The organism is Salipiger aestuarii, assembly GCF_003259905.1.
In the GTDB taxonomy this organism is placed as follows: Bacteria; Pseudomonadota; Alphaproteobacteria; order Rhodobacterales; family Rhodobacteraceae; genus Salipiger; species Salipiger aestuarii.
In genome coordinates this window covers 1-24,372 of record NZ_QLMG01000011.1, presented here as the reverse complement: position 1 = coordinate 24,372, position 24,372 = coordinate 1, and the positions used below count along the sequence as shown (strand labels likewise).

Sequence of the window (24,372 nt, the reverse complement as noted above, 5' to 3'; positions counted from 1 at the left end):
GATCGAAGATCTCATCTCCCGTATCGCGATGGGCGACCGTACGGCGTTTCGCACGCTTTACGGGCGCACGTCCGCGAAACTCTTTGGTGTTTGCCTGCGTGTCTTGGACGACCGCGCCCTGGCAGAAGAGGCGCTGCAGGAGGCTTATGCCAAGATCTGGACCCGCGCCGGACAATACCGCGTCAACGGATATTCACCGATGACCTGGCTGATTACGCTGGCGCGCAACACCGCCGTCGACCGCAGGCGCGCGCGCGACGCGGGCGGGCGGCGGCGCACGTCGCCGATCGACGCCGCCGACCTGATCGCCGATCCGGCGCCGGGGGCGGCGCAACAGGCCGAGGCACGCGGCGAGGCGCGGGCGCTGCATCTGTGCATGTCCGAACTGCCGCCCGAACGGGCCGAAATGGTCCGGCGCGCCTATCTGGACGGCGCAACCTATGCCGAGCTTGCCGATGCCACTGGCACCAAGCTCAACACTGTACGAACATGGCTGCGACGCAGCCTGATGCAACTGAGGGAGTGCCTGAGCCGATGACCGGGGCAGCGGATACGGATCTGCCGGGCGGCTGGGAAGCTGCGGCGGCGGAATACGTGCTCGGGCTGCTCGCCGAGGACGAGGTTTCCGCCTTTGAACGGCGTCTTGCGCAGGACCGCGACCTTGAACAGGATGTCGCGGCCTGGCAGGAATATTTCGCCACGCTCACCGCCCCGATCGAAGATGTCGCCGCACCGCCGCAGGTCTTGCGCCGGCTTGAGGCGCAGCTGTTCGGGAGGGCGCGCCGGTCGCTTGTGGGGCAGATCATGCCCTATCTGCTTGGCGCGGTCACTGCCGGGGCGATTGCCTGGACGGTCAACGTCAGCGGGCTTCTGGGCTTTGACGACGACCCCGACCTGTGGGCCGATCTTGAAACGCCGTCGCGCGGGCTGGTGTTGCTGGCGCATTACGCACCGTCCAGCCAGACCTTCATGGTGCGCCGCGATGCGGGCGATTATCCCGAGGGCCGGTCGCTTGAAATCTGGATGATTCCCGAAGCCGGCGACACCCCGGTTTCCATCGGGCTTGTGGCCCAAGACGGGCTGACCGAAATTCCGGTGTCCGATGAGATAGCCGCACAATTGCCGGGGGCCGGGATCGCCATTTCGGATGAACCCGAAGGCGGCTCTCCGACAGGGCAGGCGACAGGACCGGTGATCTCGCTGGGACAGATGGCGCCGCGCGACGAATAAGGCACGAATGCAAAAGGCCCGGCAAACGACCGGGCCTTTTGCGACATTGCTGCCGGCGAAGCGGGTTCAGCGTCCCCTGATGCGCGGATCAAGCGCATCGCGCAGCCCGTCGCCGATGTAATTCACCCCCAGCACCGTCAGCGAAATAGCGATGCCCGGCAGCACGACGCGTTCGGGGAAATCCTCCATCCGGGCAACGGCATCGGCCAGCATCTTTCCCCAGGTCGGGAAATCCGACGGAAAGCCAACACCCAGAAAGGACAGCGCGGATTCCGTGATGATCGCCGTGGCCAGCCCCAGCGTCGCGGACACCATGATCGGCGACAGCACGTTGGGCAGAAGGTGCCGCCAGATGATCTTGAAAGGCCGGGTGCCGATGGAACGCGCCGCCAGCACGAATTCGCGTTCCTTGAGCGCCAGCACATCGCCGCGCACGATCCGCGCCGTGGGCATCCACGAGGTGATGCCGATGATGGTGACAATCAGGATGAACATGCCGCCCTCGGGGCCGAAATTGGCGCGCAGCGGCTGGCGGAACAGCGTCACCGCGACCAGCAGCAGCGGCAGGATCGGCAAGGACAGGAACAGGTCGGTCAGCCGCATCAGCGGCCCGTCGAGCTTGCGAAAGAAGCCGGCGGACACGCCCATTCCGGTGCCGATGGCCAGCGACAGCAGCATCGCCGTCCAGCCGACCGCCATCGACGCCCGTCCACCCGCGATCAGCTGCGCAAGGTTGTCGCGCCCCAGCTGGTCGCTGCCCAGCGGGTGCGCCCAGCCCACCCTGGCATCGGGAGACCACAGCGCGGTGTAGATCGGGCGCATGTCCTTGGCCCGGATATCGAGCTTCTGCGCATCCAGCGTCCACAGAAACGGCCCCAGCAACACGCCCAGGGTGATGAGCAGAAAAAAGAACGCGCCGGTCATCGCGCCCTTGTGCTTGCGGAACTGGTCCCACACGTCTTTCCATTTCGACCGGGGCGGGGCGGTTGGCCCCTTGTCGGCCAGGGCCTCGATGGGGGCGTCGGCCACGATCAAATCGTCCTGCGGGCTGTCAGTCATAGCGGATCCTCGGGTCGAGCAGGCCATAGAGCACGTCGGCGATCAGGTTGAAAAGCACGATCAGGAAGGCGAAGATGAAGGTCAGTGTCATCACCATCGGCAGATCGTTGGCAAACAGCGCGGTCAGCAGCAGCTGGCCGATGCCGTTCACCTTGAACACGTTCTCGGTGATGATCGCCCCGCCAAAAATCGCCGGAACGCCCAGCGCAATCACCGTGACCACCGGGATCATCGAATTGCGCAGCACATGGACCATGACCACCATCGCTTCCGAAAGCCCCTTGGCCCGTGCGGTGCGCACATAATCCTGCCCCAGATTGTCCAGCATCGACGCGCGCATGTAGCGCGACAGCTGCGCGGTGGTCTGAAGTGCCAGCACCATCACCGGCATGACCATCTGGCGCAGCTGCACCGTAAAGCTGTCCCAGTCGTTCACCACATGTGTGGTGTCGTAGATCGACGGAAACCAGCCCAGATAGACCGAAAACAGCACGATCAGCAGCGGCCCGGTAAAGAACGGCGGGATCGAAAAGCCGACCATGGTGATGAACGTGCCCGCCTGATCGAACACCGAATACTGCCGATAGGCGGAATAGACGCCGATGGGCAGGGCGATCAGGATACCCACGATATAGGACAGGCCCACCACCCACAGCGTCTGGGGGATGCGTTGCAGCACGATGTCCATCACCGGCGACCGGGTCTGCCAGCTGATGACGCGCAGTTCGTCATGGTAAAGCGCGGTGTCGGGCAGCCATCCCAGCAGGGTCGAGTCGCGCGTCAGCCAGTCGATGAAAATTTTGGGTTCGGTCCAGAACACCTGGACCAGCCATTTCCAGTATTGCACAAGGGCGGGTTCGCCCATCCCCAGCGCCTGGCGCATCTTTTCCTTGACCTCGGGCGGCACGGTCAGCGGCACCTGCGACATCGGATCGCCGGGCGCGAGTTGCAGCAGCATGAAGATGACGAAACTGATGAAGAGCAACGTCGGGATGGACAGGACAAGCCGTCGAACGGCGAATGTCAACATGGGCCAGGGTCTCCGGACTTTGGGAAGGAGCGGCGAAGCGAACCCGCCCCATCGCCCGTCTGGCGCGCGGCGGCAAGCCCTTGCGGGCGCGCCGCGTCGTGTAAAAAACGCATCGCCCTGAAAAATGGCACGCTCCCGCCACGGAGCGTGCCTGATCGGCGTCAGCCGTCGATGCGGTACCAGTCAGCGGCGTTCCACAGTTCGGAATCCCAGGTGTTCAGGATCACCCCGCCAAGGCTGTTGGAATGCGCGGAAACCCGGCCACGGTCGACCAGCGGTACAATGGTCATGCTGTCCTTGGTCACCATCTCGTTCAGCTTCCTGGCGATCTCGCCGCGCTTGGACAGTTCGCCGGTGGTGGCCAGTTCGTCGAGCAGCGCGTCATATTCCGGGTCGCAGTAGCGGTTGATGTTTTCCCCCTGCCACTGGCTGGACGGCTTGGGCTCGTTGCCGCAGCGGTACATCTGAAGATAGCTCTGCGGGTCGGTGCCATCGAAGTTGTTGGCATACATTTCCACATCGGCATAGAATCGCTGGAATGTGTCGGGTGATCCAGCGTCGCCGCCAAAGAACACCGACGAATCGACATTGCGCAGTTCGGTTTCGACACCGATCTGGCTCCACCAGTCCTTGATTAGCGCCTGAAAGTCCTGGCGCACTGCGTTGGTCGAGCTTTGGAAGAGCAGCGACAGATCGGTGCCATCCTTTTCGCGCACGCCGTCGCCGTCGGTATCGGTCCAGCCGGCTTCTTCCAGCAGCGCCCTGGCACCTTCCAGATCCTGTTCGATGCATTCGGTGTTGGGCGATGCATACAATTCCGGCGCGGGCACCAGGTTGCAGGTGGGGCGACCGGCCTGGCCGTAACCGATTTCGGTCAGCAGTTCGCGGTCGATGGCCATCGACAGCGCCTTGCGCACCTTGAAATCCGACAGGATCGGGTGCGGGTGGGCGACGGTCGAACGTTCACCTTCGGGCAGGTCGGGCGACGGATCGGTCAGGTTCATCTCAAGCCGCTCGACCAGCGTGCCAAAGGCCGACACGGGCACACCGGCACCGGCTTCGGCCATCGACGCCAGCACGTCGGGCGCCAGCTGAAGGTTCCATGCATAGTCCATCTCGCCGGTTTGCAGAACGGCGCGGGCCGCGGATTCGGCATCGCCGCCACCTTTGAGCGTTGCCGTGGCAAAGGCGGGCTTGGCGGGGTCGCGGTAATGGGGGTTTGCCGACAGCGAGATCACGTCGTTGGGCTTGAATTCATCGACCACAAAGGGGCCGGTGCCGATCGGGTTGAAATTGGCATCGGTGCAGGTCGACGCCGCGGGGCCGGTGCAGGATTCGAACTGGGCCTTTTGCAGGATGGGCGACTGGTTGCCCATGAAGGGACCGTAGGGGTTTGGCATCGGCTTGTCGAAATGCACGATGGCGGTCAGATCGTCGGGGGTTTCGATTTCCGAAACGTGGTCGAACTTGGCAAGCTGCGCGCAGCCGCCTTCGGGGTCCATGCAGTAATCGGCGGTGAACTTGACGTCGGCCGAGGTCACCGGCGTGCCGTCGGACCACTTCAGCCCTTCCTTGAGCGTCCATGTGATGGTTTTCAGGTCTTCGGAAACGCCCCCGTTTTCGACGGTGGGGATCTCGGCGGCCAGAAACGGCACCAACGCACCGGTTTCGTCGTAGCGGCCCAGCGGTTCCAGCACGAGCGATGAGGCTTCGATGTCCTTGGTTCCGCTCGACAGATAGGGCGTCATGATCGACGGCGCCTGCCAGTAAATGATGTTGACGTGGCCATCCTCGCCGCGTTCGGCGAACGCGGCCGGGGCCAGGGCGGATGTGGCAACCGCCCCCAGCAACAGGGTCTTGAATGTCATCGATCTCTCCTTGTTGGGCTCGCGGCCACTTTCGGGCCACTCTCGCTTGTCTTTTTTGGTTATATCCCGGATTGACCGCAAGGTAACGGCTGTTCCTTGATGTCAATCGAAGCAGACTCGGCGGAAATTGCAAGCGTTGCCGTCGAGAAAACCTGACCGGGGGTTTGACACTTGCCGGCGAAGGCCCGTAGCGTCGTCGGCTTGAAACGTCGCACAGACCGCCAGAGGAACGCCCATGCTCGACAGCGCCGGACCCATCGCCCGCATTGAAAAGCTGCGGGTGGAATTCCAGACCAAGGACGGCCCCGTTGCCGGTGTCGAGGATGTCAGCTTTGACATCAATCCCGGCGAAACCGTCTGTGTCGTGGGCGAAAGCGGGTCGGGCAAGTCGGTGTCGTCGCTGGCACTGATGCGCCTGATCGAATACGGTGGCGGCACCATCGCGGGCGGGCGTATCCTGTTCGACCGCGCCCGGGGCGGCGAAATCGACCTCGCCGCCGCGAAACAGGATCTGATGCGCACGATCCGCGGCAACGAGATCGGCATGATCTTTCAGGAACCGATGACGGCGCTGAACCCGGTGTTCACGGTGGGCCGTCAGCTGACCGAAGGGCTGCGGGTGCATCGTGGCATGTCAAGGGCGCAGGCCGAGGCGCGCGCGCTGGACCTGTTGCAACAGGTCCGCATCCCCGAACCCGAGCGGCGGTTGATGCAATACCCGCACGAACTGTCGGGCGGTATGCGCCAGCGCGTGGTGATCGCCATGGCGCTGGCCTGCAAGCCGCGCCTGCTGATCGCGGACGAACCGACGACGGCGCTGGATGTGACCATTCAGGCGGAAATCCTGGCGCTGATGGATCGGCTCAAGCGGGAAACCGGCACGGCTGTGATGTTCATCACCCATGACATGGCGGTGGTGGCGCAGATGGCCGACCGCGTGGTGGTGATGTTCCGGGGCAACAAGGTCGAGGAAGGCCCGGCGACGCAGATCTTCGAGACGCCACAGCACCCCTATACCAGGGCGCTGCTGGCCGCCGTCCCCAAGCTGGGCGAGATGACCGGCAAGGCCTATCCCGAGCCGATGAAACTGCTGGGCCGCGACCAGGCCGACATCATGCCGATCATCGGCACCGACACACCGCTTCTGACGGTCGAAAACCTTGTGACGCGCTTTCCGGTCAAGGGCGGACTCTTTCGCCGGACGGTGGCCAATGTTCATGCCGTCGAAGACGTCAGCTTTACGCTCAACAAGGGGCAGACGCTCAGCCTTGTGGGAGAATCGGGTTGTGGCAAGTCAACTTGCGGGCGTTCGCTGTTGCGGCTGGTCGAACCGGACCAGGGCAGGGTGGTGCTGGATGGCACCGATCTGATGGGACTGGGGCCAAACAGGTTGCGCGATGCGCGGCGTGAAATGCAGATGATCTTTCAGGATCCGTTCGCCTCGCTCAATCCGCAGATGGGGCTGGCGGATCAGGTGGCCGAACCGATGCGCAACTTTGGAACGCATTCGGGATCCGAACTGATGGACCGGGTGGCGATGCTCTTCGACCGGGTGGAATTGCCGCGCAGTTTCATGCGCCGCTTCCCCCACGAATTGTCGGGCGGACAGCGCCAGCGCATCGCCATCGCCCGGGCGCTGGCGCTGTCGCCCAAGCTGATCGTGGCCGACGAGGCGGTGTCGGCGCTGGACGTGTCGGTGCAGGCGCAGGTGCTGAATCTGATGATGGAACTTCAGGCCGAGATGGGGCTGTCCTATCTGTTCATCAGCCACGACATGGCAGTGGTCGAACGCGTGTCGCACAACGTCGGGGTCATGTATCTGGGGCGCATTGTCGAACTCGGACCCCGGGCCGCGGTATTCGAGAACCCGCAACACGCCTATACACGGGCGCTGCTGAAGGCGGTCCCGGTGGCGGATCCCCGGCAGCGCAAGTCCGAAAAGGATCTGAATTTCAAACCGATCCCGTCGCCGATCCATCCCGTTGGCTATACGCCCGCGCCCAACGTCTATGACGAAGTCGCGCCGGGCCATTTCGTGCTGACCTCGGAAAGCGGTTACTGAGCCCTGGAATGACGGCCGCACGCGGCTGCGCTGGCCCACGGGCCGAGGGGGCGCTGCCCCCGCTGCTGCGCAGCCCCCCGGAGTTTATCGGGCAAGATGAAGCCCGGGCGCGGTGCGTGTCCTTCATCTTGCCAAATAAACTCCCGCCGGAGGCATGCCGGACATAGCGGTCGAGCGCATAGCCGGGGGGGCGCGGGTCTTGCGGCAGACTCTCTGGCGGTTTAGCTCATTGGGGCACGAACAAAGGACAGTTTCATGACAGCGCGCCTCTCTCCCCGCGAGATCCTTGAGAAGCTGGTCGGCTTTCCCACCGTCAGCCGCGACACGAATCTGCCGCTGATCGCCTGGGTGGCGGCATATCTGTCCAGTCACGGCATCGACAGCCATCAGCATCCCAAGCCGGGTGAACCCGACACGAAGGCCGCGCTTTTCGCGCATGTCGGCCCGCGCCAGGCGGGCGGCGTGGTGCTGTCGGGCCATACGGACGTGGTGCCGGTGGACGGGCAGACGTGGTCGAGTGATCCGTTCACGCTGACCGAGCGGGACGGGCGCCTTTACGGGCGCGGCTCGACTGACATGAAAGGCTTTGACGCCTTGGCGATCTGGGCGATGGTCGAGGCGCACCATCGCGGGCTTTCGACCCCGCTGCAACTGGCGCTCAGCTATGACGAGGAACTGGGCTGCATGGGCGGCAAGGATCTGGCCGAGGCGATGGTGGCAAGCGATATGCCGCGCGCGCGATCGGTCATCGTGGGCGAGCCGACGATGCTGAAGGCGGTCACTGGCCACAAGGGCGGCGTGAACCTGTGGGTACATGTGCATGGGGTCGAGGTGCATTCGTCGATTCTGCACACCGGCGTGTCTGCGGTGATGTGGGGGGCAAAGCTGATCGAATGGTGCAACCGGGTCAATGCGCGCAACGCGGCGCAGGTGCCCGGCCCGGTGGCGAAGCTGTTCGAACCGCCCTACACCAACGTGCATGTCGGCCAGATTTCCGGCGGCACCGCCCATAACATCACCGCCAGGGACTGCGCCTTTGGGGTCGGTTTCCGCGTCGTTCCGGGCGAGGACGCCGACGCCTGGGCGCAGATGTTTCGCGACGAGGCAGCGCGCCTGACGCTTGAAATGCAGGCCGTCTGCCCCGAGGCCTGGGTCGAGATCACACCGATGTTCGAGCTTCCGCCGCTTATGCCGGTTCAGCACAACGCGGCCGAGGCGCTGGTGCGCCAGCTTACGGGCGACAATGGCGCGCTTCAGGTGAGCTATGGCACCGAGGCGAGCCATTTTCAGGCGGCGGGCTATGACGCGGTGGTCTGCGGACCGTCGGACATCGCCATCGCCCACAAACCCGACGAATATATCGAGATCGCGCAGATCGACGCCGGTCAGCGTTTCATGGAACGCTTGCTGGCGCATCTCGCCTGATCTTCCCCCTGCTGGCAGTCTGGCCGTAAAGCACACCCAAAGGACCCTACGCATGCCCGTCAAGAACCGCTTTGCCGAACTTCAGGCCGAAATCACCGCTTGGCGCCGCGACCTGCACCAGAACCCCGAACTGCTGTTCGACACCCATCGCACAGCCGGGGTGGTCGCGGATAAGCTGGCCGAATTTGGCTGCGACGAGGTCGTCACGGGCATCGGGCGCACCGGCGTGGTCGGGGTGATCCGGGGCAAGGCGACAGGGTCGGGCAAGGTGATCGGACTGCGCGCCGACATGGATGCGCTGCCGATCACCGAGAACACCGGCGTCGATTATGCATCAAGGACCCCCGGCGCGATGCACGCCTGCGGCCATGACGGGCACACCGCGATGTTGCTGGGGGCGGCGCGCTACCTGACCGAGACGCGCAATTTCGACGGCACCGTGGTGGTGATCTTTCAGCCCGCCGAAGAGGGCGGCGGCGGCGGCAAGGTCATGTGCGACGATGGCTTGATGGATCGCTGGGGCATTCAGGAGGTGTACGGCATGCACAACTGGCCCGGCCTGCCGCTGGGCAGCTTTGCCATTCGACCGGGGCCGTTCTTTGCCGCCACCGACATTTTCGAGGTGGCCATCGACGGGCGCGGCGGGCACGCCGCCAAGCCGCATGAAACCGTCGACCCCACCGTCACGGCCGCCACCATCGTTACCGCCTTGCAAAGCATCGCCAGCCGCAACGCCGACCCGGTGAGCCAGATCGTGGTGTCGGTCACCAGCTTTGTCACGTCGAGCGAGGCGTTCAACGTCATCCCCCCGCGCGTGACCCTGCGCGGTACCGTGCGCACCCTGACGCCAGAGAACCGGGATCTTGCGCAAGACCGGTTCGAACAGCTGTGCACCGGTATCGCCGCTGCCTATAATTGCAGCGCCAGCGTGGAGTACATCCGTAACTATCCCGTGATGGTGAACCACGACGACCAGACCGATTTCGCCGCCGATGTCGCGCGCGAGGTCGCTGGCGACTGCGCCGAGGCCTCGCTGGTGATGGGGGGAGAGGATTTTGCGTTTATGCTCGAAGAGCGCCCCGGAGCCTATATTCTGGTTGGAAACGGCGATTCCGCCATGGTTCATTCGCCCGAGTACAACTTTGACGACGAAGTCATCCCCGCGGGGTGTTCGTGGTGGGCCGGGATCGCGGAACGGCGGATGCCCGCCGCCTGAACGGCCCGGACAAAAAAAACGGGCGGCTTGTCATATTTGGTTTATGCTATGTGATCATGACCTCCGACATGGAATCGGCCCGGCGCCGGGCCAATCCGTCAAAGCAAGAAAACAGGAAAGACGACCCCATGCGCAAGCTACTCCTCGCCACGCTCGCTGCCGCCGTGCCTGCCACGATGGCTCTGGCCCAATCCGCCGAAGACACGGTGAAAGCCCGGCAGGGATTTTTCCAGCTTGTTGGCTTTGAAACGGGCGGGCTTGCCGCCATGGCCAAGGGCGATGTCGATTATGACGCCGAGGCCGCAAGCGCCCATGCCGCCGATCTGTCGGCGCTGATCTCGTTGCATGTCGCGGATTATTTTGCACCGGGAACCTCGAACGCGGATCTTCCGGGCAAGACCCGCGCGCTGCCGGTGATCTGGGAAGACACCGACGGGTTCATGGAACGGGTGCAGGCGCTGAACGCCGCTGTCGACACCATGGCCGGTGCGGCGGGCGGCGGGCTGGACGCGCTGCGCCCGGCGATGGGGCAGCTTGGCGGGGCGTGCAAGGCGTGCCACGACGATTACCGCGCCAAAAGCTTCTGAGCCGATGGCATCTGGTGATGACACGCGCCGCGGAGAGATCTCCGGCGCGGTGCTGTGGGACCCGGTGGTCCGGGTGCTGCACTGGGCGCTGGTGCTGGCCTTTGCCACCGCATGGGGGCTTGGCAAATTCGGGCCCGACCAGATGACGCTGCATTTCTATGCGGGCTACACCGTGGGCGCCATCGTTGTGCTGCGGGTGATCTGGGGTTTTGTCGGGCCGCGCACGGCGCGCTTTGCCAGTTTCGTACGCGGGCCATCGGCCATCGTCGCCTATGCAAGACATCTGCCCGAACGGCGCCCTTCGCGCACCTGGGGGCACAATCCGGTCGGCGCGCTGTTCGTGGTGGGCGTCCTTGTGGTTCTGGCGATGCAGGTTGCATCGGGGCTGCTGTCCGACCCCGAGGATTACATCAACGTCGGGCCCCTTGCGAAATACGTCAGCCACGAGACGACGCAGACGGCGCTGTCCCTGCACGAGCCGCTGTCGACGCTGTTGCTGATCATGGTGCTGATCCACATCGCGGCCATCGTCTTTTACAAACGGTGGAAGGGCGAAAACCTCGTGACCCCGATGATTACCGGACGCCGTTCCTGACCCGACGCCCCGACGCTATGGCCCCACGCCGCGGTTTGCGCTAAAGCCCCCGCAATCAAGGCCGAGGAGGCGCGCGTGAGCCAGCCCGTGAACATCATCTGCATCAAATGGGGCACCCTGTTTGGGCCGGAATACGTCAACCGACTGTTTTCCGGTGTGCGGCGCAACCTGTCCCGGCCCATCCGGTTCCTGTGCATGACCGAACATGGCGCGGGTCTGCACCCGGCGATCGAGGTGCTGCCGCTGCCGGTCGAACCCTTTGCCGAACCGATGGCGCAGGCGCTTGCGGTGGCGAACCGGCAGGGGGCAATGCGCAAGGTGTCGCTGTTTCGCCCCGGACTGGTGCCCGATCTGCAAGGCCCGGTGCTGGGATTCGATCTGGACGTGGTCATCACCGGATCGCTGGACCCGCTCCACGACCTTGCGCCCGGCACGGTTGCCATGCGGCACGACTGGACCGAAAAGCGCAAGGGGCGGCCCACGGGGCACGGATCGGTGTTTCGCTTCGATCCCGCGCTGCACGGCTTTCTTTACGAAGATCTGGCCGCGAACCCTTACGCCGAGGTCGAAGGGGCGCGCGGATCGGAACAACGCTACACCAGCCACAAGGCGATGGACCGCGGAGTGTTCAGCTATATCCCCGACCCCTGGGTGGTGTCGTTCAAATACGACTGCAACCCGTTCCCCGGAAACTGGCTGCACGCGCCGCGCCTGCCGCAGGACGCGCGCGTCGTGTGCTTTCACGGGCGACCCAAGATGACCGACGCGCTGGAGGGCTGGAACGGCTCGTTGATCCGTCATTCCAAGCCCTGCGACTGGCTGCGCGATCACTGGATTGTGAGAGCGCAGGCGGATCTGGGGCCGGAATACGCCTGAAGCGCCGTCCGAGGCTTGCCCCCGATGGCGCGGGCAGGGTAAGAGCGAGGCCAAGAAAAAAAACGTTAATTCGACCGAAGAGAGGGCAGAACGCATGCGCCGCGTCGTTGTCACCGGGCTGGGGCTGGTTTCACCCCTTGCGGACGGAGTAGAAAAAACCTGGGAACGCATCCTCGACGGTCAGTCGGGTGCGGGACCGATCCGTAATTTCGACACCGAGGGGCTGGTCACGACCTATGCCTGCGAGGTGCCGCTGGGCGACGGTGAAGGCGAATTCAACGCCAACAATTACCTTGAGCCGAAGGAACAGCGCAAAGTCGACACCTTTATCCTGTTCGGTCTTGCCGCCGCACAGCAGGCGGTCGCGGATTCCGGCTGGATGCCGACCGATCGCGAAGATCTGGAACGCACCGGCGTTCTGATCGGGTCCGGCATCGGCGGGCTCAATTCCATCGCCAACACCGCCGTCACCATGGAAACCAAGGGGCCGCGCCGCGTCTCGCCGTTCTTTGTGCCGGGCGCGCTGATCAACCTGATCTCGGGTCAGGTGTCGATCAAGTACGGTTTCCGGGGGCCGAACCATTCGGTGGTCACGGCCTGTTCCACCGGGGCGCATGCCATTGGCGACGCGATGCGGCTGATCCGCTACGGCGATGCCGACGTCATGGTCGCCGGCGGCGCCGAAGCGGCGATCTGCCGGATCGGCATCGCGGGGTTCAACGCCTGCAAGGCGCTGTCGACCAAGCGCGCCGACGATCCCACCAAAGCCAGCCGCCCGTATGACGCGGACCGCGACGGGTTCGTCATGGGCGAAGGCGCGGGCATCGTGGTGCTTGAGGAATACGAACACGCCAGGGCGCGCGGTGCCAAGATCTATGCCGAGGTGCTGGGCTATGGCATGTCGGGCGATGCCTATCACATCACCGCCCCGTCCGAGGACGGCGACGGCGCGGAACGCTCCATGCGCGCGGCGCTGAAATCGGCCAACCTGCGCGCCGAGGACATCGACTATATCAACGCCCACGGCACCTCGACCATGGCCGACACCATCGAACTTGGCGCGGTCGAACGCATCATGGGCGAGCACGCCGGCAAGGTCACCATGTCGTCGACCAAATCCGCCACAGGCCACCTGCTGGGCGCGGCCGGCGCCATCGAGTCGATCTTTTCGATCCTCGCGATCCGCGATCAGGTCGCACCGCCCACCATCAACCTTGACAACCCGGCGGTCGAAACGCCCATCGACCTTGCGCCCAACGCAAAGCGCCCGCGCAAGGTGACTCATGCGCTGTCCAATTCCTTTGGCTTTGGCGGCACCAACGCAAGCGTGATCTTCGGAAAGGTCGAATAGCCATGTGGCGCAACATCGCCTCGAACGCGATGACCTTTCTCGTGGTCATCGTTTTCCTCCTCGGGGGCGTGCTGATCTGGGCGCAAAAGGAATACCAGTCGGTCGGGCCGCTGGAACAGCCGATCTGTCTGCAGGTTCAGCGAGGCAGCAATTTCAACCGCGTGTCTTCCGATCTGGAAGACAAGGGGGCGATCCGGTCGGGGGTGTTGTTCCGGCTTGGCGCGGATTACGCCGACAAGACCGCACTGCTGAAGGCGGGGTCGTATCTGGTGCCCGAAGGCGCGACCATGCCCGAGATCACCGACATCATCACCCGCGGCGGCGCGTCGACCTGCGGCACCGAGGTGGTGTACCGCATCGGCGTGACCAGCGCGCAGGTCGAGGTGCGCGAACTTGATCCCGCGGCCGGACGCTATGCCGAGGTTCTTGAATTCGATCCCGCCGAACCGGCCCCCGCCGAATACGCGGCTTATCGCGATGACGTGGGCACCCGGTTCCGCGTGGCGCTCGCCGAAGGCGTGACAAGCTGGCAGGTGGTGACGGAACTGGGCCAGGTCGATATTCTGGACGGCGACATCGCCGAGCGCCCCGCCGAAGGCTCGCTCGCCCCGGAAAGCTACGAAGTCAGCCGCGGCGACACCCGCCAAAGCGTGATCGACCGGATGCAAGCCGCCCAGCAGGTCATCCTGGCCGAAGCCTGGTCCAACCGCGCGCCGGGGCTGCCCTATGCCTCGCCCGAAGAGGCGCTGACCATGGCGTCCATCGTCGAAAAGGAAACCGGCGGTGCGGATGAACGCCCGCTTGTGGCATCGGTCTTTGTCAATCGGATGGAACGCGGCATGCGGCTTCAGACCGACCCGACGGTGATCTATGGCATCACCGGCGGCGAGGGGGTGCTCGGCCGCGGCATCCGCCAGTCCGAACTGCGGCGCGAAACGCCCTACAACACTTATGTCATTGAAGGGCTGCCACCGACGCCCATCGCCAACCCCGGACGCCTGGCCATTCAGGCGGCGCTGAACCCGGCAGACAGCGATTACGTCTATTTCGTCGCCAGGACGCTGGACCCGGCGGATGGGCATCTGTTCGCCGCCACGCTGGACGAACACAACGCCAACGTCGCCGCCTATCGCCGGCTGGAAGCGGAACGCGCCAACCAGTGACAACAAAAGCCCCCGCGAACACGCCGGGGGCTTTTGCATGCGCGCAGCGGGCGCGACAGGTCAGGCTGTGACTGCGTCGCGATAGACCGACAGCGCGGCGTTGTATGACCCGAACCGTTTCAACCGGGCGTGCACCGCATCGGCCCCACGCTTGGCGTAAAAGCGGTGCAGGCGCGCGATCAGCTCTTCAAGGGGGATCTGTTGTCCGGCGCAGCAAGCCGTGTCGTTGGCATCGACGTCAAGATCCAGCGCCGTGCGTACCCAGCGCTTGACCGGCATCGCGTGCTGCCAGGCGCCCAGCAGGTGCAGCGTTCGTCCAGGTTCAAAATCGTCGATCCCAAGCGCCTCGGCAATGCGCGCCACGAAATACCGGGACACATGCGGCAAAGGGTGGCCCTTGGCATAATGCAGGCGCGAGCCTTGCCAGTGATCGTGGTAATAGGGCGAGGCGAGGATGTCGCAGTCAGCCTCTTGTTCGCGGCGGCGGTATTCGTCGATGCTTTGCGCGACGGCCCCGCGCAGCGTTTCCGCATCAAACACCGGAACGTCGTGGAACGCCCGGCATGCGGCTTCGGGCGACAATCCGGCGACGAACCCGGCGGCAATCGACGCATCCTCGGTCGCGGCAAAGGGATAATCCGCAAGCCCGGCCCATTGCGACGCAATGCTGGTGGCAAGCACCACATCGTATTGCAGCGCCGGAAGCACGATCAGCTGCTTTGCGTTCTCCTGCGCCCAGTGTCGCAGCGCGCCATGCTTTACCTCGGGGATCGGCGCGGAATACAGCGGCTGCGCGACGATCGCATCTGCGGCGGTCATCTGCTCCAGCAGAAAGGACCGGTCGGCAGGTTTCATCGCCTGGGCCTGGATCGTCCTGAGCGTCCGCCAGTCGTCCTGAAACGTCCGAGAGCCCTGCGACAAGGTATTTGCGAACTGCGCGCCCTGGCAATTGGCCAGAAAGAGGATCTTTTTCATGGTCGGACTATGCGGGCCCGGTCGCGCCTTGGCAAGTTTCGGTTCAGTCCCTGGCGGGGCGCAGGAACAGCCAGATCAACGCCCCTCCGGCCAGCACCAGAAACGGGGCCATCGCCATGTTGACGGCCGTCCAGCCTTGCTGCGCCGACCCGCCCGAGCAGTTCATCAATCCTCCCGACGCAAGCGACGCCATGGTGACGCCGCCAAACACCAGCAGATCGTTCAGCCCCTGCATGCGCCCGCGCTCATGCGGTTCGTGCGCCGAGGCCAGCATGGTCGTGGCCCCGATGAAGCCGAAGTTCCAGCCGATCCCCAACAGCATCAGCGCCACAAAGAACTGTTCCAGGTTGACCCCGGTCAGCGAAACGCCCCCCGCGCAGGCAAGGATCACCAGCCCCAGCGCGACGATCTTTTCGACGCCGAACCGCGCGATCAGATGGCCGGTGAAGAACGATGGCACATACATTGCCAGCACATGCGCGGTGACCACATTTGCGGCATCGCTCGTCTCGAAGCCGCAGCCCACCACCGCCAGCGGGGTCGAGGTCATCACAAGGTTCATCAGCGCGTAGCTGACCATGGCGCAGATCACCGCGACGGCGATGCGCGGTGTGGCCAAAAGCTCGCGCCGGGTGCGCCCCTTGGGGGCGTCATGCGCCGGAACGGGCGGCCTGGGAATGCGCAGGAACAAAAACAGCGCCGAGCCGACCAGGTTCACTGCGATCACCGTTGCATAGGTGCCCAGAAACGGCACGACGAACGCATTGGCGGTCAGTTTGACCAATTGCGGGCCGATGATTGCAGCCGCAAGCCCGCCCGCCATGACATAGGAAATCGCCTTGGGACGAAACGCCTCGGACGCGGTATCGGCGGCGGCAAAGCGGTAAAACCCCTGCGCCGACATGTAGATTCCGGTCATGAAGCTGCCCAGCAAAAATAACGGAAACGACGCTATATAAAGCGCATAGGCCCCCACAGCGCCGCCCAGCGCACCGCCAAGCGTGCCCAGCGTGAACCCCGCGCGGCGCCCGAACCGCTGCATGAACGCCGACACCGGAGTCGCCGCACACATCGACCCCAGCACGATCAGCGAAATCGGCAGCGTGGCGAAACAGGGGTTGGGGGCAAGCGACTGGCCCGCCAGCCCACCGATGGTGAAGATCATCGGCATCTGCGCGCCCAGAATGGCCTGCGCCATCACCAGGACGATGACGTTGCGTTTGGCGATACGATCTTCGGACATGGGCGGACCTTCGGTTGCTGTGCGGGATTCGGGTGGTGCCTGTCGGCTCCCTCGTGGCAGACTGGCCCCGCGATCCCGTGGTATCGGATCGGAATATGATCATTTTGGCAAGATTGGAAGGCGGCGCGTGATAGGACGGATCATCGAGACAGAGGCCTGTGTCGCAGAAGGCGCGGCGTGGCTGCGTCGGGCCGAACCGCGGTTCGCCCGTGCGCTGGATCTGACGGGGCCGTTGCCGCTGCGCAGGCGCCCGGATGGATTCGCACAGCTTCTGTCGGCGATTGTCAGCCAGCAGGTCAGCGTCGCCTCGGCCCGCGCGATCTGGGCGCGGCTTGAAGCGGCGGGCATGGTGGCGCCCGCGCCGGTGCTGGCCGCGTCCGAAGAAGAGCTGCGCTCGCTTGGCCTGTCGCGGCAAAAGGCAAGCTATGCGCGGGCGCTTGCGGGGGCGGGCATTGACTTTGACGCGTTGCGCGGCGCCCCCACTGACGACGTGATCTCGACCCTTGTGGCGGTCAAGGGCATCGGTATCTGGACGGCCGAGATCTATGCGATGTTCTCGCTGGGCCGGGCAGATGTGTTCGCGCCAGGCGATCTCGCCCTGCAAGAAGCGGTGCGGCTGCTGTTCGACCTGCCCGAACGCCCCAGGGACAAGGCGTTGCGCACCATGGCCGAAGCATGGTCGCCATGGAGGTCGGTTGCGGCGCGCGCTCTCTGGGCCTACTACCATGTGGCGAAACAACGAGAGGGCATTGCATGACGCGCGTTCTGAAAGCCGGTCGCAAGGAGCCCGTCTCGGGCGACATCCGGTCCTGTGTGGTTTTCCTGCATGGCTATGGCGCCAACGGCGCCGATTTGCTGGGGCTTGCCGATCCGCTGGGCGAACATCTGCCCGACACGCTGTTCGTGGCTCCCGACGCGCCCGAAGACTGCGCCGGGTCGCCCATGGGATTCCAGTGGTTTCCGATCCCGTGGATCGACGGGTCCTCGGAAGAGGAATCGATGCAGGGCATGGCCCGCGCGGTCGAGGATCTGAACGCCTTTCTGGATGCCCTGATGGTCGACGAGGATCTGTTGCCCGAGCAGGTCGCGCTGTTCGGGTTTTCCCAGGGCACGATGATGGCGCTGCATGTCGCGCCGCGCCGCGAAGACGAGGTCGCGGGCCTCGTGGCGTTTTCGGGACGTCTGTTGCAGCCCGAATTGCTGGCAGACGAGGTCGTGTCGAAACCGCCTGTTCTTCTTGTGCACGGCGATCAGGACGACGTGGTGCCGCCCGAGTCGCTGCCGCAAGCCGCCGAGGCGCTTCAGCGGGCGGGCTGGAAAGAGGTGTTTGCCCATATCCAGAAGGGCACCGCTCATGGCATCGCGCCGGACGGGCTAAGCGTGGCGTTGGCGTTTATCCGCGACAAATGCGGGTTCTGATGCGGAACACCAGCCACCGGGCGTGAGGGGGCGCCAAGATTTTTCGTACGAAAAATCTTGGCGCTGTCGGCGCGGGATGGCGGGGTTTGCGTGGGATGTCAGCCGTTGCCATGGCCGGTGAACCGCGCCGCATCGGCGGCGGCCCGGCGGATGGCGTTCGATTTATGCACGGTTTCCTGATATTCCGATTCGGGATCGCTGTCGTAGACAACGCCCCCGCCAGCCTGAATATACAGCTTTTCGTCCTTTACGATGGCGGTGCGCAGGGCGATGCACATGTCCATGTCGCCACCCGCGCTGAAATAGCCCACGCCGCCGCCATAGACACCGCGCTTTTCCGGTTCCAGCTCGTCGATGATTTCCATCGCGCGGACCTTGGGCGCGCCGGATACGGTGCCTGCGGGCATCCCCGCAAAGAAAGCCGAAAGTGCATCCTGCCCCTCGGCCAGTTCGCCCACCACGTTGGACACGATGTGCATGACGTGGCTGTAGCGTTCGATGATGAACTGCTCCGTGGGGCGCACGGTGCCGATCCTGGACACCTTGCCGGTGTCGTTGCGGCCCAGATCCAGCAGCATCAGGTGTTCGGCCAGCTCTTTCTTGTCGGCCAGAAGATCGGCCTCAAGCGCGCGGTCTTCCTCGGGGGTTGCGCCGCGCGGGCGGGTGCCCGCGATGGGGCGGATCGTGACCTCGCGTCCGAACACCCGCACGAGGATTTCCGGCGAGGCGCCGATCACCTGAAAGCCCCCGAAGTTGAAGTAGAACATGAAGGGCGACGGGTTCGTCCGGCGCAGCGAACGATAGAGCGCAAACGGCGGAAGCGGAAAATCCTGCGTCCAGCGTTGTGCGGGCACCACCTGAAAGATGTCGCCCTTGCGGATGTAATCCTTGGCTTTTTCAACTGCGGCCTTGTAACCGTCATGGGTAAAATTCGACACGGGCGGGGCGATGTCATGCGCCTCTCCCAGATCGCGGCTGGCCTGCGGCATCGCGCGTTCCAGATCGCGCACCGCATCCATCACCCGCTCTGCTGCACGGGCATAGGCCGCGCGCGCCGAGGTGTCCCCGGTGACCCAGGCGGGGGCAACGACCGTCACCTCGCCCTTGACACCGTCCAGCACGGCCACGACCGAAGGGCGCAGCATCAGCGCGTCGGGCAGGCCAAGCGGGTCAGGGTTCACATCCGGCAGCTTTTCCACCAGCCGGATCATGTCATAGCCGAGATAGCCGAACAGCCCCGCAGCCGCCTGCGGCAGGTCGTCGGGCAGGTCGATCCGGCTTTCGGCCAGCAGGGCGCGCAGGCTGGTCAGCGGGTCGGCATCGCACGGCAAAAAGGCACTGGGGTCGAACCGCGCCTGCCGGTTCATCTGCGCCTGCGTGCCGTGGCATTTCCACACCGTGTCGGGCTTCATCCCGATGATGGAATAGCGCCCTCGCACCTCGCCCCCGGTCACCGATTCCAGCATGAAGGCGTCCTGAGCGGCCCCCGTCAGCTTGAGCATCAGCGACACCGGCGTGTCCAGATCCGCCGCGAGGCGGGCATAGACCACCTGGTTCTTGCCCGCCTCGAAACCGGGGGCGAAATCTTCGAAACTGGGAATGAGCGTGGCCATGATGTCTTACCGGATATTCGTCAGAACGGCGTTGACCGCCGCCTGGTCGACGGTGATGCCCGCCCGCCGCTGGATATCGGCATTGAAGGCGGTGAACAGATCCTGCGCCACGCCATTGGCGGCACGCTGGCGCAAAAGGCCTTGCAGCATCTGGACCTGCGGGTCCTGCATGTCGACGGGGGTGATGCCGTCAAGCCGGATCACCACGGCTTCGTTCGAACCGGGAAGGACGCGCGTGTCGCCCGGCTGCATGTCGAACAGCGCGGCGACGATCGTGGCGGGCAGCCCGTCGATCTGGCTGTCGCGGCGCAGGCCGCTGTCGGTCTGCGCCGTCAGCCCCACCTCTTCGAAGCTGGTGCCGGACGCGATGCTGCTCGCCTTTTCCTGCGCCTGGGCCACCAGTGCCTCGGTCGCGCGGTCGCTTTCCCAAAGCTGTTCGACCTCGTCGCGCACATCGTCAAAGGGGGCGGGGGCGGGGGCGCGGATGTCCTCGACCCGCAGGGCGAACAGGCCGCCGTCGCCCAGCCGTTCGATGGCCGGATAATCGCCGGGGACCGCACGCGCCGCCGCGTCGTTGAAGTTGGCGTATTGCGCGATGCCGCTCTTGCTGGTCTGGGTCCAGTCGATCTGGCCAAGCTGCATGTCGGTGTCGGCCGCGATGTCTTCCAGCGTGGCACCGCCGGCCAGTTCGTCATCCAGCGACTGGGTCTGGTTGGCAATTGCCTTGCGCGCCTCGTTCATCACCACGCTGTCGCGCAGCTGGTCGCGGGCGTCTGCAAAGCTGGTTTCCTGGGCGGGCAGCACGCCGTTCACCCGATACAGCGCGGGGCCAAAGGACGAGGGGGCCGGGCCGACCACGTCACCGACTTCGGCGCTGAAAACGGCATCGGCGGCCTCGCCCATCTCGGTCCGGTCCTGATCGCCAAGATCGGTGTCTTCGATGTCAAGCCCGCGTTCCTGCACGACGGTTTCGAAATCCGTCTCGCCCGCGGTGATCCTGTCCAGCGCCGCCTGCGCCTCGGCCTCGTTGCCAAAGACCAGACGTTCGACAAGCCGCCGCTCGGGCATGTTGAATTCGGCGCTGCGCTCATCATAGGCGGCGCGCAGCACCGCATCGGTGACCTCGACGCTGTCGACGATCATCTCGGGGGTCAGCCAGGCGTAGGTGATGACATGGGTTTCGGGCAGGGTGAACCTGTCGATATTGTCCTGATACCAGGCTTTCAGATCCGCCTCGGCAGGGGCGGGAATGCCGGTGGTCAGCGCGTCGCGCCCGATCACCGCATAGGTCAGGCTGCGGGTTTCGCCCGCATAGCCCAGCAGGGTGTCCAGATAGGTATCGGGCAGCGTCGCGCCGGACAGGATCGCCCCTTGCAGGATCGAACGGGCGGCATCGCTGCGCAGGCTGTCCTCGAACGCGCTTTCCTTCAGGCCCGCATTCTGCAACGCGTAAGCATAGGCATCGCGGTTGAACTTGCCGTCGGGGCCGTTGAATGCCTCGATCTCGCGCAGCGAGCGAGCGACCTGCGCGTCCCCCGCCGACAGTCCGATGCGCGCGGCTTCGTCATCAAGCGCGGCGTTGGTGACCACCCGCGCCAGTACCTGATCCGTCAGCCCCATCTGGCGCGCCTGTTCGATGGTGACCTGCTGGCCCGATTGCTGCGACAGCTGGCGCAGTTCGGTGTCAAGCGCGCGCGCATAGTCAGACCCGGAGATCGGCGTGTTGCCCGCCATGCCGATGCGGTCCGACGTGCCGCTGAAGTTTACGGTTCCGAAGGCGCCGAAGCCCACGAAGGACGCGATCAGAACGCCCCAGACGAGATATTTCGTGATGCCGCTCTTGCGCGCCATGGTGCATATTCCCCGTTGCTCGTGCCCTGGTCTTATGGCGCTTGTGTCTAAGCCGGGGCGTCCGTGCCCGCAAGGGGCCAGTCCAGCGCCGCGAGCCGGTCGAACAACCGCCCGACACCGGCCCGATCGATGTTGGCATAGGCGATGCGCAGATGGCGTGCACCGCTGGGGTCGGTCGCGGGCGTGAACATGGTGCCCGGCAGCGCGAGCACGCCGGCCTCGGGCACCAGTTTCGGGCCGAGTTCATCGGCCGGCATCGCAAAGGGATGTTCGAGATAGGCGAAATACGCCCCAAGCCCCTTGAGGCGCCAGCCTTTCGCGGCGAGCTTTGGCATGTTGTCAGCGATGGCGGCGCGCCGGTCCAGAATCTCATCGCGTTCGCCCGCCAGCCATTGCGACAGGTTTTCCAGCCCCCAAAGGGCGGCACGTTGCCCAAGCTGGGGGGCGCAGATGGCCACCGTGTCCTGAAATTTCTCGATCTCGTTCAGCAGCGCGGGGGCGGCGACGATCGCGCCGACGCGGTGGCCGGTCAGCCGGTAGGCCTTGGAAAAACTGTAAAGCTGCACCAGCGTGTCCGTGGCGCCCGCGCGCGACAGCAGGTCGTGCGGGGGGCCGGAGCGGCTGTCGAAATCCTTGTAGGTTTCATCGACGATCAGCGTCAGCCCGCGATCATGCGCAAGATCGTAAAGCGCGGCAAGCGTTTCGGCGGGATATTCCACGCCGCCGGGATTGTTGGGCGACACCAGCACGATGGCACGGGTGCGTTCGGTGACAAGGGCGTGGGCGGTTTCGGCGTCGGGCAGCAGCCGGTCGTCGGTGGGCAGGGGCACCGTGGTGACACCCTGCATGTCCAGCCACATCTTGTGGTTGAAATACCACGGCACCGGCAGCAGCACCTCGTCGCCGATCCCGCAGATCGCGGCCATGGTCGCGGCGAAGGCCTGATTGCAGCCCGCCGTGATGGCGATGCGGTCCGGGGTGATGTGCGCGTCGTAATGCGCGGACCAATGCGCCGCGAGCGCCGCGCGCAGGGCGGGCAGGCCCAGCACCGGGCCATAGAGATGGGTTTCGGGGCGTTCCAGCGCCTCGGCCATGGCGCGGCGCAGCGGTGCGGGCGGCGGGTCGATGGGGGCGGCCTGGCTGACGTTGATCAGCGGGCGGTCGGGCGGAAACGTGACCCCGTCGATCCACCGCTTGGCCTCGGGCACGGGGGGCACAAAGGTCGACTGGGTGCGGCTGATATGCGTCATGCGGGTTAAGCCTTGTCGGAAATTCTTCCGCACGCTAGCAGCGCCGCCGGGCAGGGGAAAGGGTCGGCTGTCCGCGTTGAATACGGCACGGGCCGCGCGGATCCGGTCGTGGCCGCATTCGGCCCGGTCGGTCGGCACGGCAATCGGCGGCGGCGCTGACCGGGCCGGGGCGTTCCTGCGCGCAGGCTTTGCGTGAGCATTCGCGCCGGGGTGTCGCCCACCAGGGCTGCAACTGTGAAAACCGCGTTGGTCCTGCAACAGCGCCCGCGACCGCGCGACCCGGTCCAGCGCATCGCGCCGGGCACAGGCGGGGCGTTTCGGGTGCATCGTCATATGCCGCCATGCGTGCAGCGCGATGGCGCCGGGGCTCCGGCTCAGCCTGGCGAGCCGGGAAGAGACGCGCTGCTGTTTCCAGTGCCCGCGCGCGGACTCGCAAGGCCGGTGCGACACGGCGCCACCGCCGCCGCGCTGAAGGCCAAGCGCGCGGCACAGCGCGCGAATGTTATCGCCGCGCCACGGGCGGCCGGCGTCGGCGTTGTCGCCTGTACCTCGATCCTTCCCACCAGGGACATGGTGCTGACGGGCGAGCATGCCGAGACCAAAGACGCGCCGGCGGCATCCGGGTGGCCCGATGCGATCCTGTGCAACGGCTGACCACCTGACAGGCGGCGGCGTCACGCTCAGGCAGGGGCGATGAACGGGGCGGCGCAAACCGGGCCTGATCCGTGCCCTGGCGGGCGACGAGAGCTTCACGCCGGACGGATACGCCGCCCCCGTGTCGGAGCGGTCGGGCAAGACCATCGTTTACAGATGTGGTTCCGGAAATCTGAACAGCCGGGACAGGTGGATTTTCTGCGCAACAGCAGCATGAGGCTGCGAGCGAGGAGAAGATTATGGCAAGACGACCGCGCCGGAACCACAGCCCGGCATTCAAGGTGAAAGTGGCGGTGGCCGCGATCAAGGGCGAGAAGACCTTGATCGAGCTGGCGCAGGATTTTGACGTTCACCCGAACCAGATCAAGCAGTGGCGCGATCAGCCTCTTCAGGGCGCCGCCGGGGGGGTGGTGATGGGCCGAAGGCCGGGCCGGAACCGGTGATCGACGTGAAGACCCTGCATGCCAGGATCGGGGATCTGACGCTGGAGACCGATTTTTGTCCGGCGCGCCCGGCAAGGCGGGTTTGCTGCCGAGCGCAAAAAGACGATCGAGCGCGCGGCTAAGCTAAGAGTCCGTCCGAGATCATATCCTTTCTTGGCAAAGCCTTCGCAGCATTGATCGAATGGACGCCCATCGCAGGAACGCCAATGCGTTCTGGTTCAGGCACTCCCAGTCCTTGGCCAGGCGGCGGCAGCGATTGAGCCATCCGATGGTCCGCTCGACCACCCATCGCCTGGGCAGGACGACGAATTTGCCGGCATCCGTCCGCTTGACGATCTCGACATTGATCTTGCGGCAAACCTTCTTCAATTCCTCCTGAAACTTCGGCCCCTGATAGCCGCTGTCGGCATAGAGTTTCAGCAAGGAAGGGTACCGGCCGAAGAGCGCGCCCATCAACAGGAC

At 65.0% G+C, this 24,372-nt stretch carries 22 protein-coding genes and 1 pseudogene; 14 read left to right on the top strand and 9 right to left on the bottom strand.

The window, feature by feature from the left end; genetic code table 11:
- Window positions 1-28 precede the first annotated feature (28 nt).
- Entirely contained in the window at window positions 29-538 is a 510-nt protein-coding gene (locus ATI53_RS08030; RefSeq protein ID WP_375342733.1) for a sigma-70 family RNA polymerase sigma factor, read from the top strand.
- Window positions 535-1,230, top strand: a complete 696-nt coding sequence (locus tag ATI53_RS08025; RefSeq protein WP_111550154.1) for an anti-sigma factor — start codon at window positions 535-537, stop codon at window positions 1,228-1,230. Before ATI53_RS08030 ends, ATI53_RS08025 begins: the two co-directional genes overlap by 4 nt.
- A 66-nt stretch (window positions 1,231-1,296) precedes the next feature.
- Here ATI53_RS08025 and ATI53_RS08020 read toward each other — a convergent pair whose 3' ends face one another.
- The 3 genes from ATI53_RS08020 to ATI53_RS08010 all read right to left on the bottom strand — a co-directional run bounded on the left by ATI53_RS08020 (window position 1,297) and on the right by ATI53_RS08010 (window position 5,187).
- Window positions 1,297-2,289 carry an ABC transporter permease gene (locus tag ATI53_RS08020; protein WP_009503938.1) on the bottom strand — a complete coding sequence of 331 codons (993 nt, stop codon included), beginning with the start codon at window positions 2,287-2,289 and terminating at the stop codon, window positions 1,297-1,299.
- On the bottom strand, window positions 2,282-3,319 hold the full coding sequence (locus ATI53_RS08015; protein ID WP_009503936.1) for an ABC transporter permease: 1,038 nt from the start codon (window positions 3,317-3,319) through the stop codon (window positions 2,282-2,284). The genes ATI53_RS08020 and ATI53_RS08015 overlap by 8 nt, the downstream gene beginning before the upstream one ends.
- A 161-nt stretch (window positions 3,320-3,480) precedes the next feature.
- Window positions 3,481-5,187 (bottom strand): peptide ABC transporter substrate-binding protein, encoded by a 1,707-nt coding sequence (locus ATI53_RS08010; protein ID WP_009503934.1) that lies wholly within the window; start codon window positions 5,185-5,187, stop codon window positions 3,481-3,483.
- 235 nt (window positions 5,188-5,422) lie between these two features.
- On the opposite strand from ATI53_RS08010, the gene ATI53_RS08005 reads away from it, so the two are divergent.
- The 8 genes from ATI53_RS08005 (at window position 5,423) to mltG (ending at window position 14,462) form a co-directional block, all read left to right on the top strand.
- Window positions 5,423-7,249, top strand: coding sequence for an ABC transporter ATP-binding protein (locus ATI53_RS08005; protein WP_009503932.1), 1,827 nt, complete (start codon window positions 5,423-5,425; stop codon window positions 7,247-7,249).
- A gap of 255 nt (window positions 7,250-7,504) precedes the next feature.
- Window positions 7,505-8,674: an acetylornithine deacetylase gene (gene argE / locus ATI53_RS08000; RefSeq protein ID WP_009503930.1), complete on the top strand. Its 1,170-nt coding sequence runs from the start codon at window positions 7,505-7,507 to the stop codon at window positions 8,672-8,674.
- A gap of 52 nt (window positions 8,675-8,726) precedes the next feature.
- Complete coding sequence (locus ATI53_RS07995) at window positions 8,727-9,890, top strand: M20 aminoacylase family protein (RefSeq protein ID WP_009503928.1); 1,164 nt, start codon at window positions 8,727-8,729, stop codon at window positions 9,888-9,890.
- Between the two features lie 128 nt (window positions 9,891-10,018).
- The gene (locus tag ATI53_RS07990) at window positions 10,019-10,477 is read left to right on the top strand and encodes a c-type cytochrome (protein ID WP_034452092.1); all 459 of its coding nucleotides are present in this window, start codon (window positions 10,019-10,021) and stop codon (window positions 10,475-10,477) included.
- Between the two features lie 4 nt (window positions 10,478-10,481).
- Window positions 10,482-11,072 (top strand): cytochrome b/b6 domain-containing protein, encoded by a 591-nt coding sequence (locus tag ATI53_RS07985; RefSeq protein ID WP_111550153.1) that lies wholly within the window; start codon window positions 10,482-10,484, stop codon window positions 11,070-11,072.
- A 75-nt stretch (window positions 11,073-11,147) separates the two neighbouring features.
- Window positions 11,148-11,948: a glycosyl transferase gene (locus tag ATI53_RS07980; protein ID WP_111550152.1), complete on the top strand. Its 801-nt coding sequence runs from the start codon at window positions 11,148-11,150 to the stop codon at window positions 11,946-11,948.
- A 94-nt stretch (window positions 11,949-12,042) separates the two neighbouring features.
- Window positions 12,043-13,299 carry a beta-ketoacyl-ACP synthase II gene (gene fabF, locus ATI53_RS07975; protein WP_111550151.1) on the top strand — a complete coding sequence of 419 codons (1,257 nt, stop codon included), beginning with the start codon at window positions 12,043-12,045 and terminating at the stop codon, window positions 13,297-13,299.
- A gap of 2 nt (window positions 13,300-13,301) precedes the next feature.
- The gene (gene mltG / locus ATI53_RS07970; protein WP_009503921.1) at window positions 13,302-14,462 is read left to right on the top strand and encodes an endolytic transglycosylase MltG; all 1,161 of its coding nucleotides are present in this window, start codon (window positions 13,302-13,304) and stop codon (window positions 14,460-14,462) included.
- A 60-nt stretch (window positions 14,463-14,522) separates the two neighbouring features.
- Here the strand turns inward: mltG and ATI53_RS07965 are convergent, their stop codons facing one another.
- Together ATI53_RS07965 and ATI53_RS07960 are read right to left on the bottom strand one after the other, a co-directional pair.
- Window positions 14,523-15,437 (bottom strand): WcbI family polysaccharide biosynthesis putative acetyltransferase, encoded by a 915-nt coding sequence (locus ATI53_RS07965; RefSeq protein ID WP_111550150.1) that lies wholly within the window; start codon window positions 15,435-15,437, stop codon window positions 14,523-14,525.
- Between the two features lie 43 nt (window positions 15,438-15,480).
- Window positions 15,481-16,680, bottom strand: a complete 1,200-nt coding sequence (locus tag ATI53_RS07960) for an MFS transporter (RefSeq protein ID WP_009503919.1) — start codon at window positions 16,678-16,680, stop codon at window positions 15,481-15,483.
- Between the two features lie 127 nt (window positions 16,681-16,807).
- On the opposite strand from ATI53_RS07960, the gene ATI53_RS07955 reads away from it, so the two are divergent.
- A complete protein-coding gene (locus tag ATI53_RS07955) occupies window positions 16,808-17,437 on the top strand; it encodes a DNA-3-methyladenine glycosylase family protein (RefSeq protein WP_009503917.1) in 630 nt (209 codons plus the stop codon).
- The gene (locus tag ATI53_RS07950) at window positions 17,434-18,099 is read left to right on the top strand and encodes an alpha/beta hydrolase (protein WP_009503915.1); all 666 of its coding nucleotides are present in this window, start codon (window positions 17,434-17,436) and stop codon (window positions 18,097-18,099) included. Before ATI53_RS07955 ends, ATI53_RS07950 begins: the two co-directional genes overlap by 4 nt.
- 98 nt (window positions 18,100-18,197) lie before the next feature.
- On the opposite strand, the gene trpE is transcribed toward ATI53_RS07950, so the two are convergent.
- From trpE to ATI53_RS07935, 3 genes are read right to left on the bottom strand one after another with little or no spacing between them, the layout of a single operon-like run.
- Entirely contained in the window at window positions 18,198-19,712 is a 1,515-nt protein-coding gene (gene trpE / locus ATI53_RS07945; RefSeq protein ID WP_111550148.1) for an anthranilate synthase component I, read from the bottom strand.
- 6 nt (window positions 19,713-19,718) lie between these two features.
- On the bottom strand, window positions 19,719-21,563 hold the full coding sequence (locus tag ATI53_RS07940) for a peptidyl-prolyl cis-trans isomerase (RefSeq protein WP_111550147.1): 1,845 nt from the start codon (window positions 21,561-21,563) through the stop codon (window positions 19,719-19,721).
- 47 nt (window positions 21,564-21,610) lie between these two features.
- Window positions 21,611-22,813, bottom strand: a complete 1,203-nt coding sequence (locus ATI53_RS07935; protein WP_111550146.1) for an aminotransferase — start codon at window positions 22,811-22,813, stop codon at window positions 21,611-21,613.
- Between the two features lie 234 nt (window positions 22,814-23,047).
- On the opposite strand from ATI53_RS07935, the gene ATI53_RS07930 reads away from it, so the two are divergent.
- Both ATI53_RS07930 and ATI53_RS23855 read left to right on the top strand, forming a co-directional pair.
- On the top strand, window positions 23,048-23,467 hold the full coding sequence (locus ATI53_RS07930) for a hypothetical protein (protein WP_111550145.1): 420 nt from the start codon (window positions 23,048-23,050) through the stop codon (window positions 23,465-23,467).
- A gap of 239 nt (window positions 23,468-23,706) precedes the next feature.
- Window positions 23,707-24,036, top strand: a pseudogene (locus ATI53_RS23855) (transposase); the annotation flags it as partial.
- Between the two features lie 15 nt (window positions 24,037-24,051).
- On the opposite strand, the gene ATI53_RS07920 reads toward ATI53_RS23855, so the two are convergent.
- Window positions 24,052-24,372: transposase (locus tag ATI53_RS07920; RefSeq protein ID WP_211315393.1), on the bottom strand; the 321-nt coding region annotated here is incomplete at its 5' end.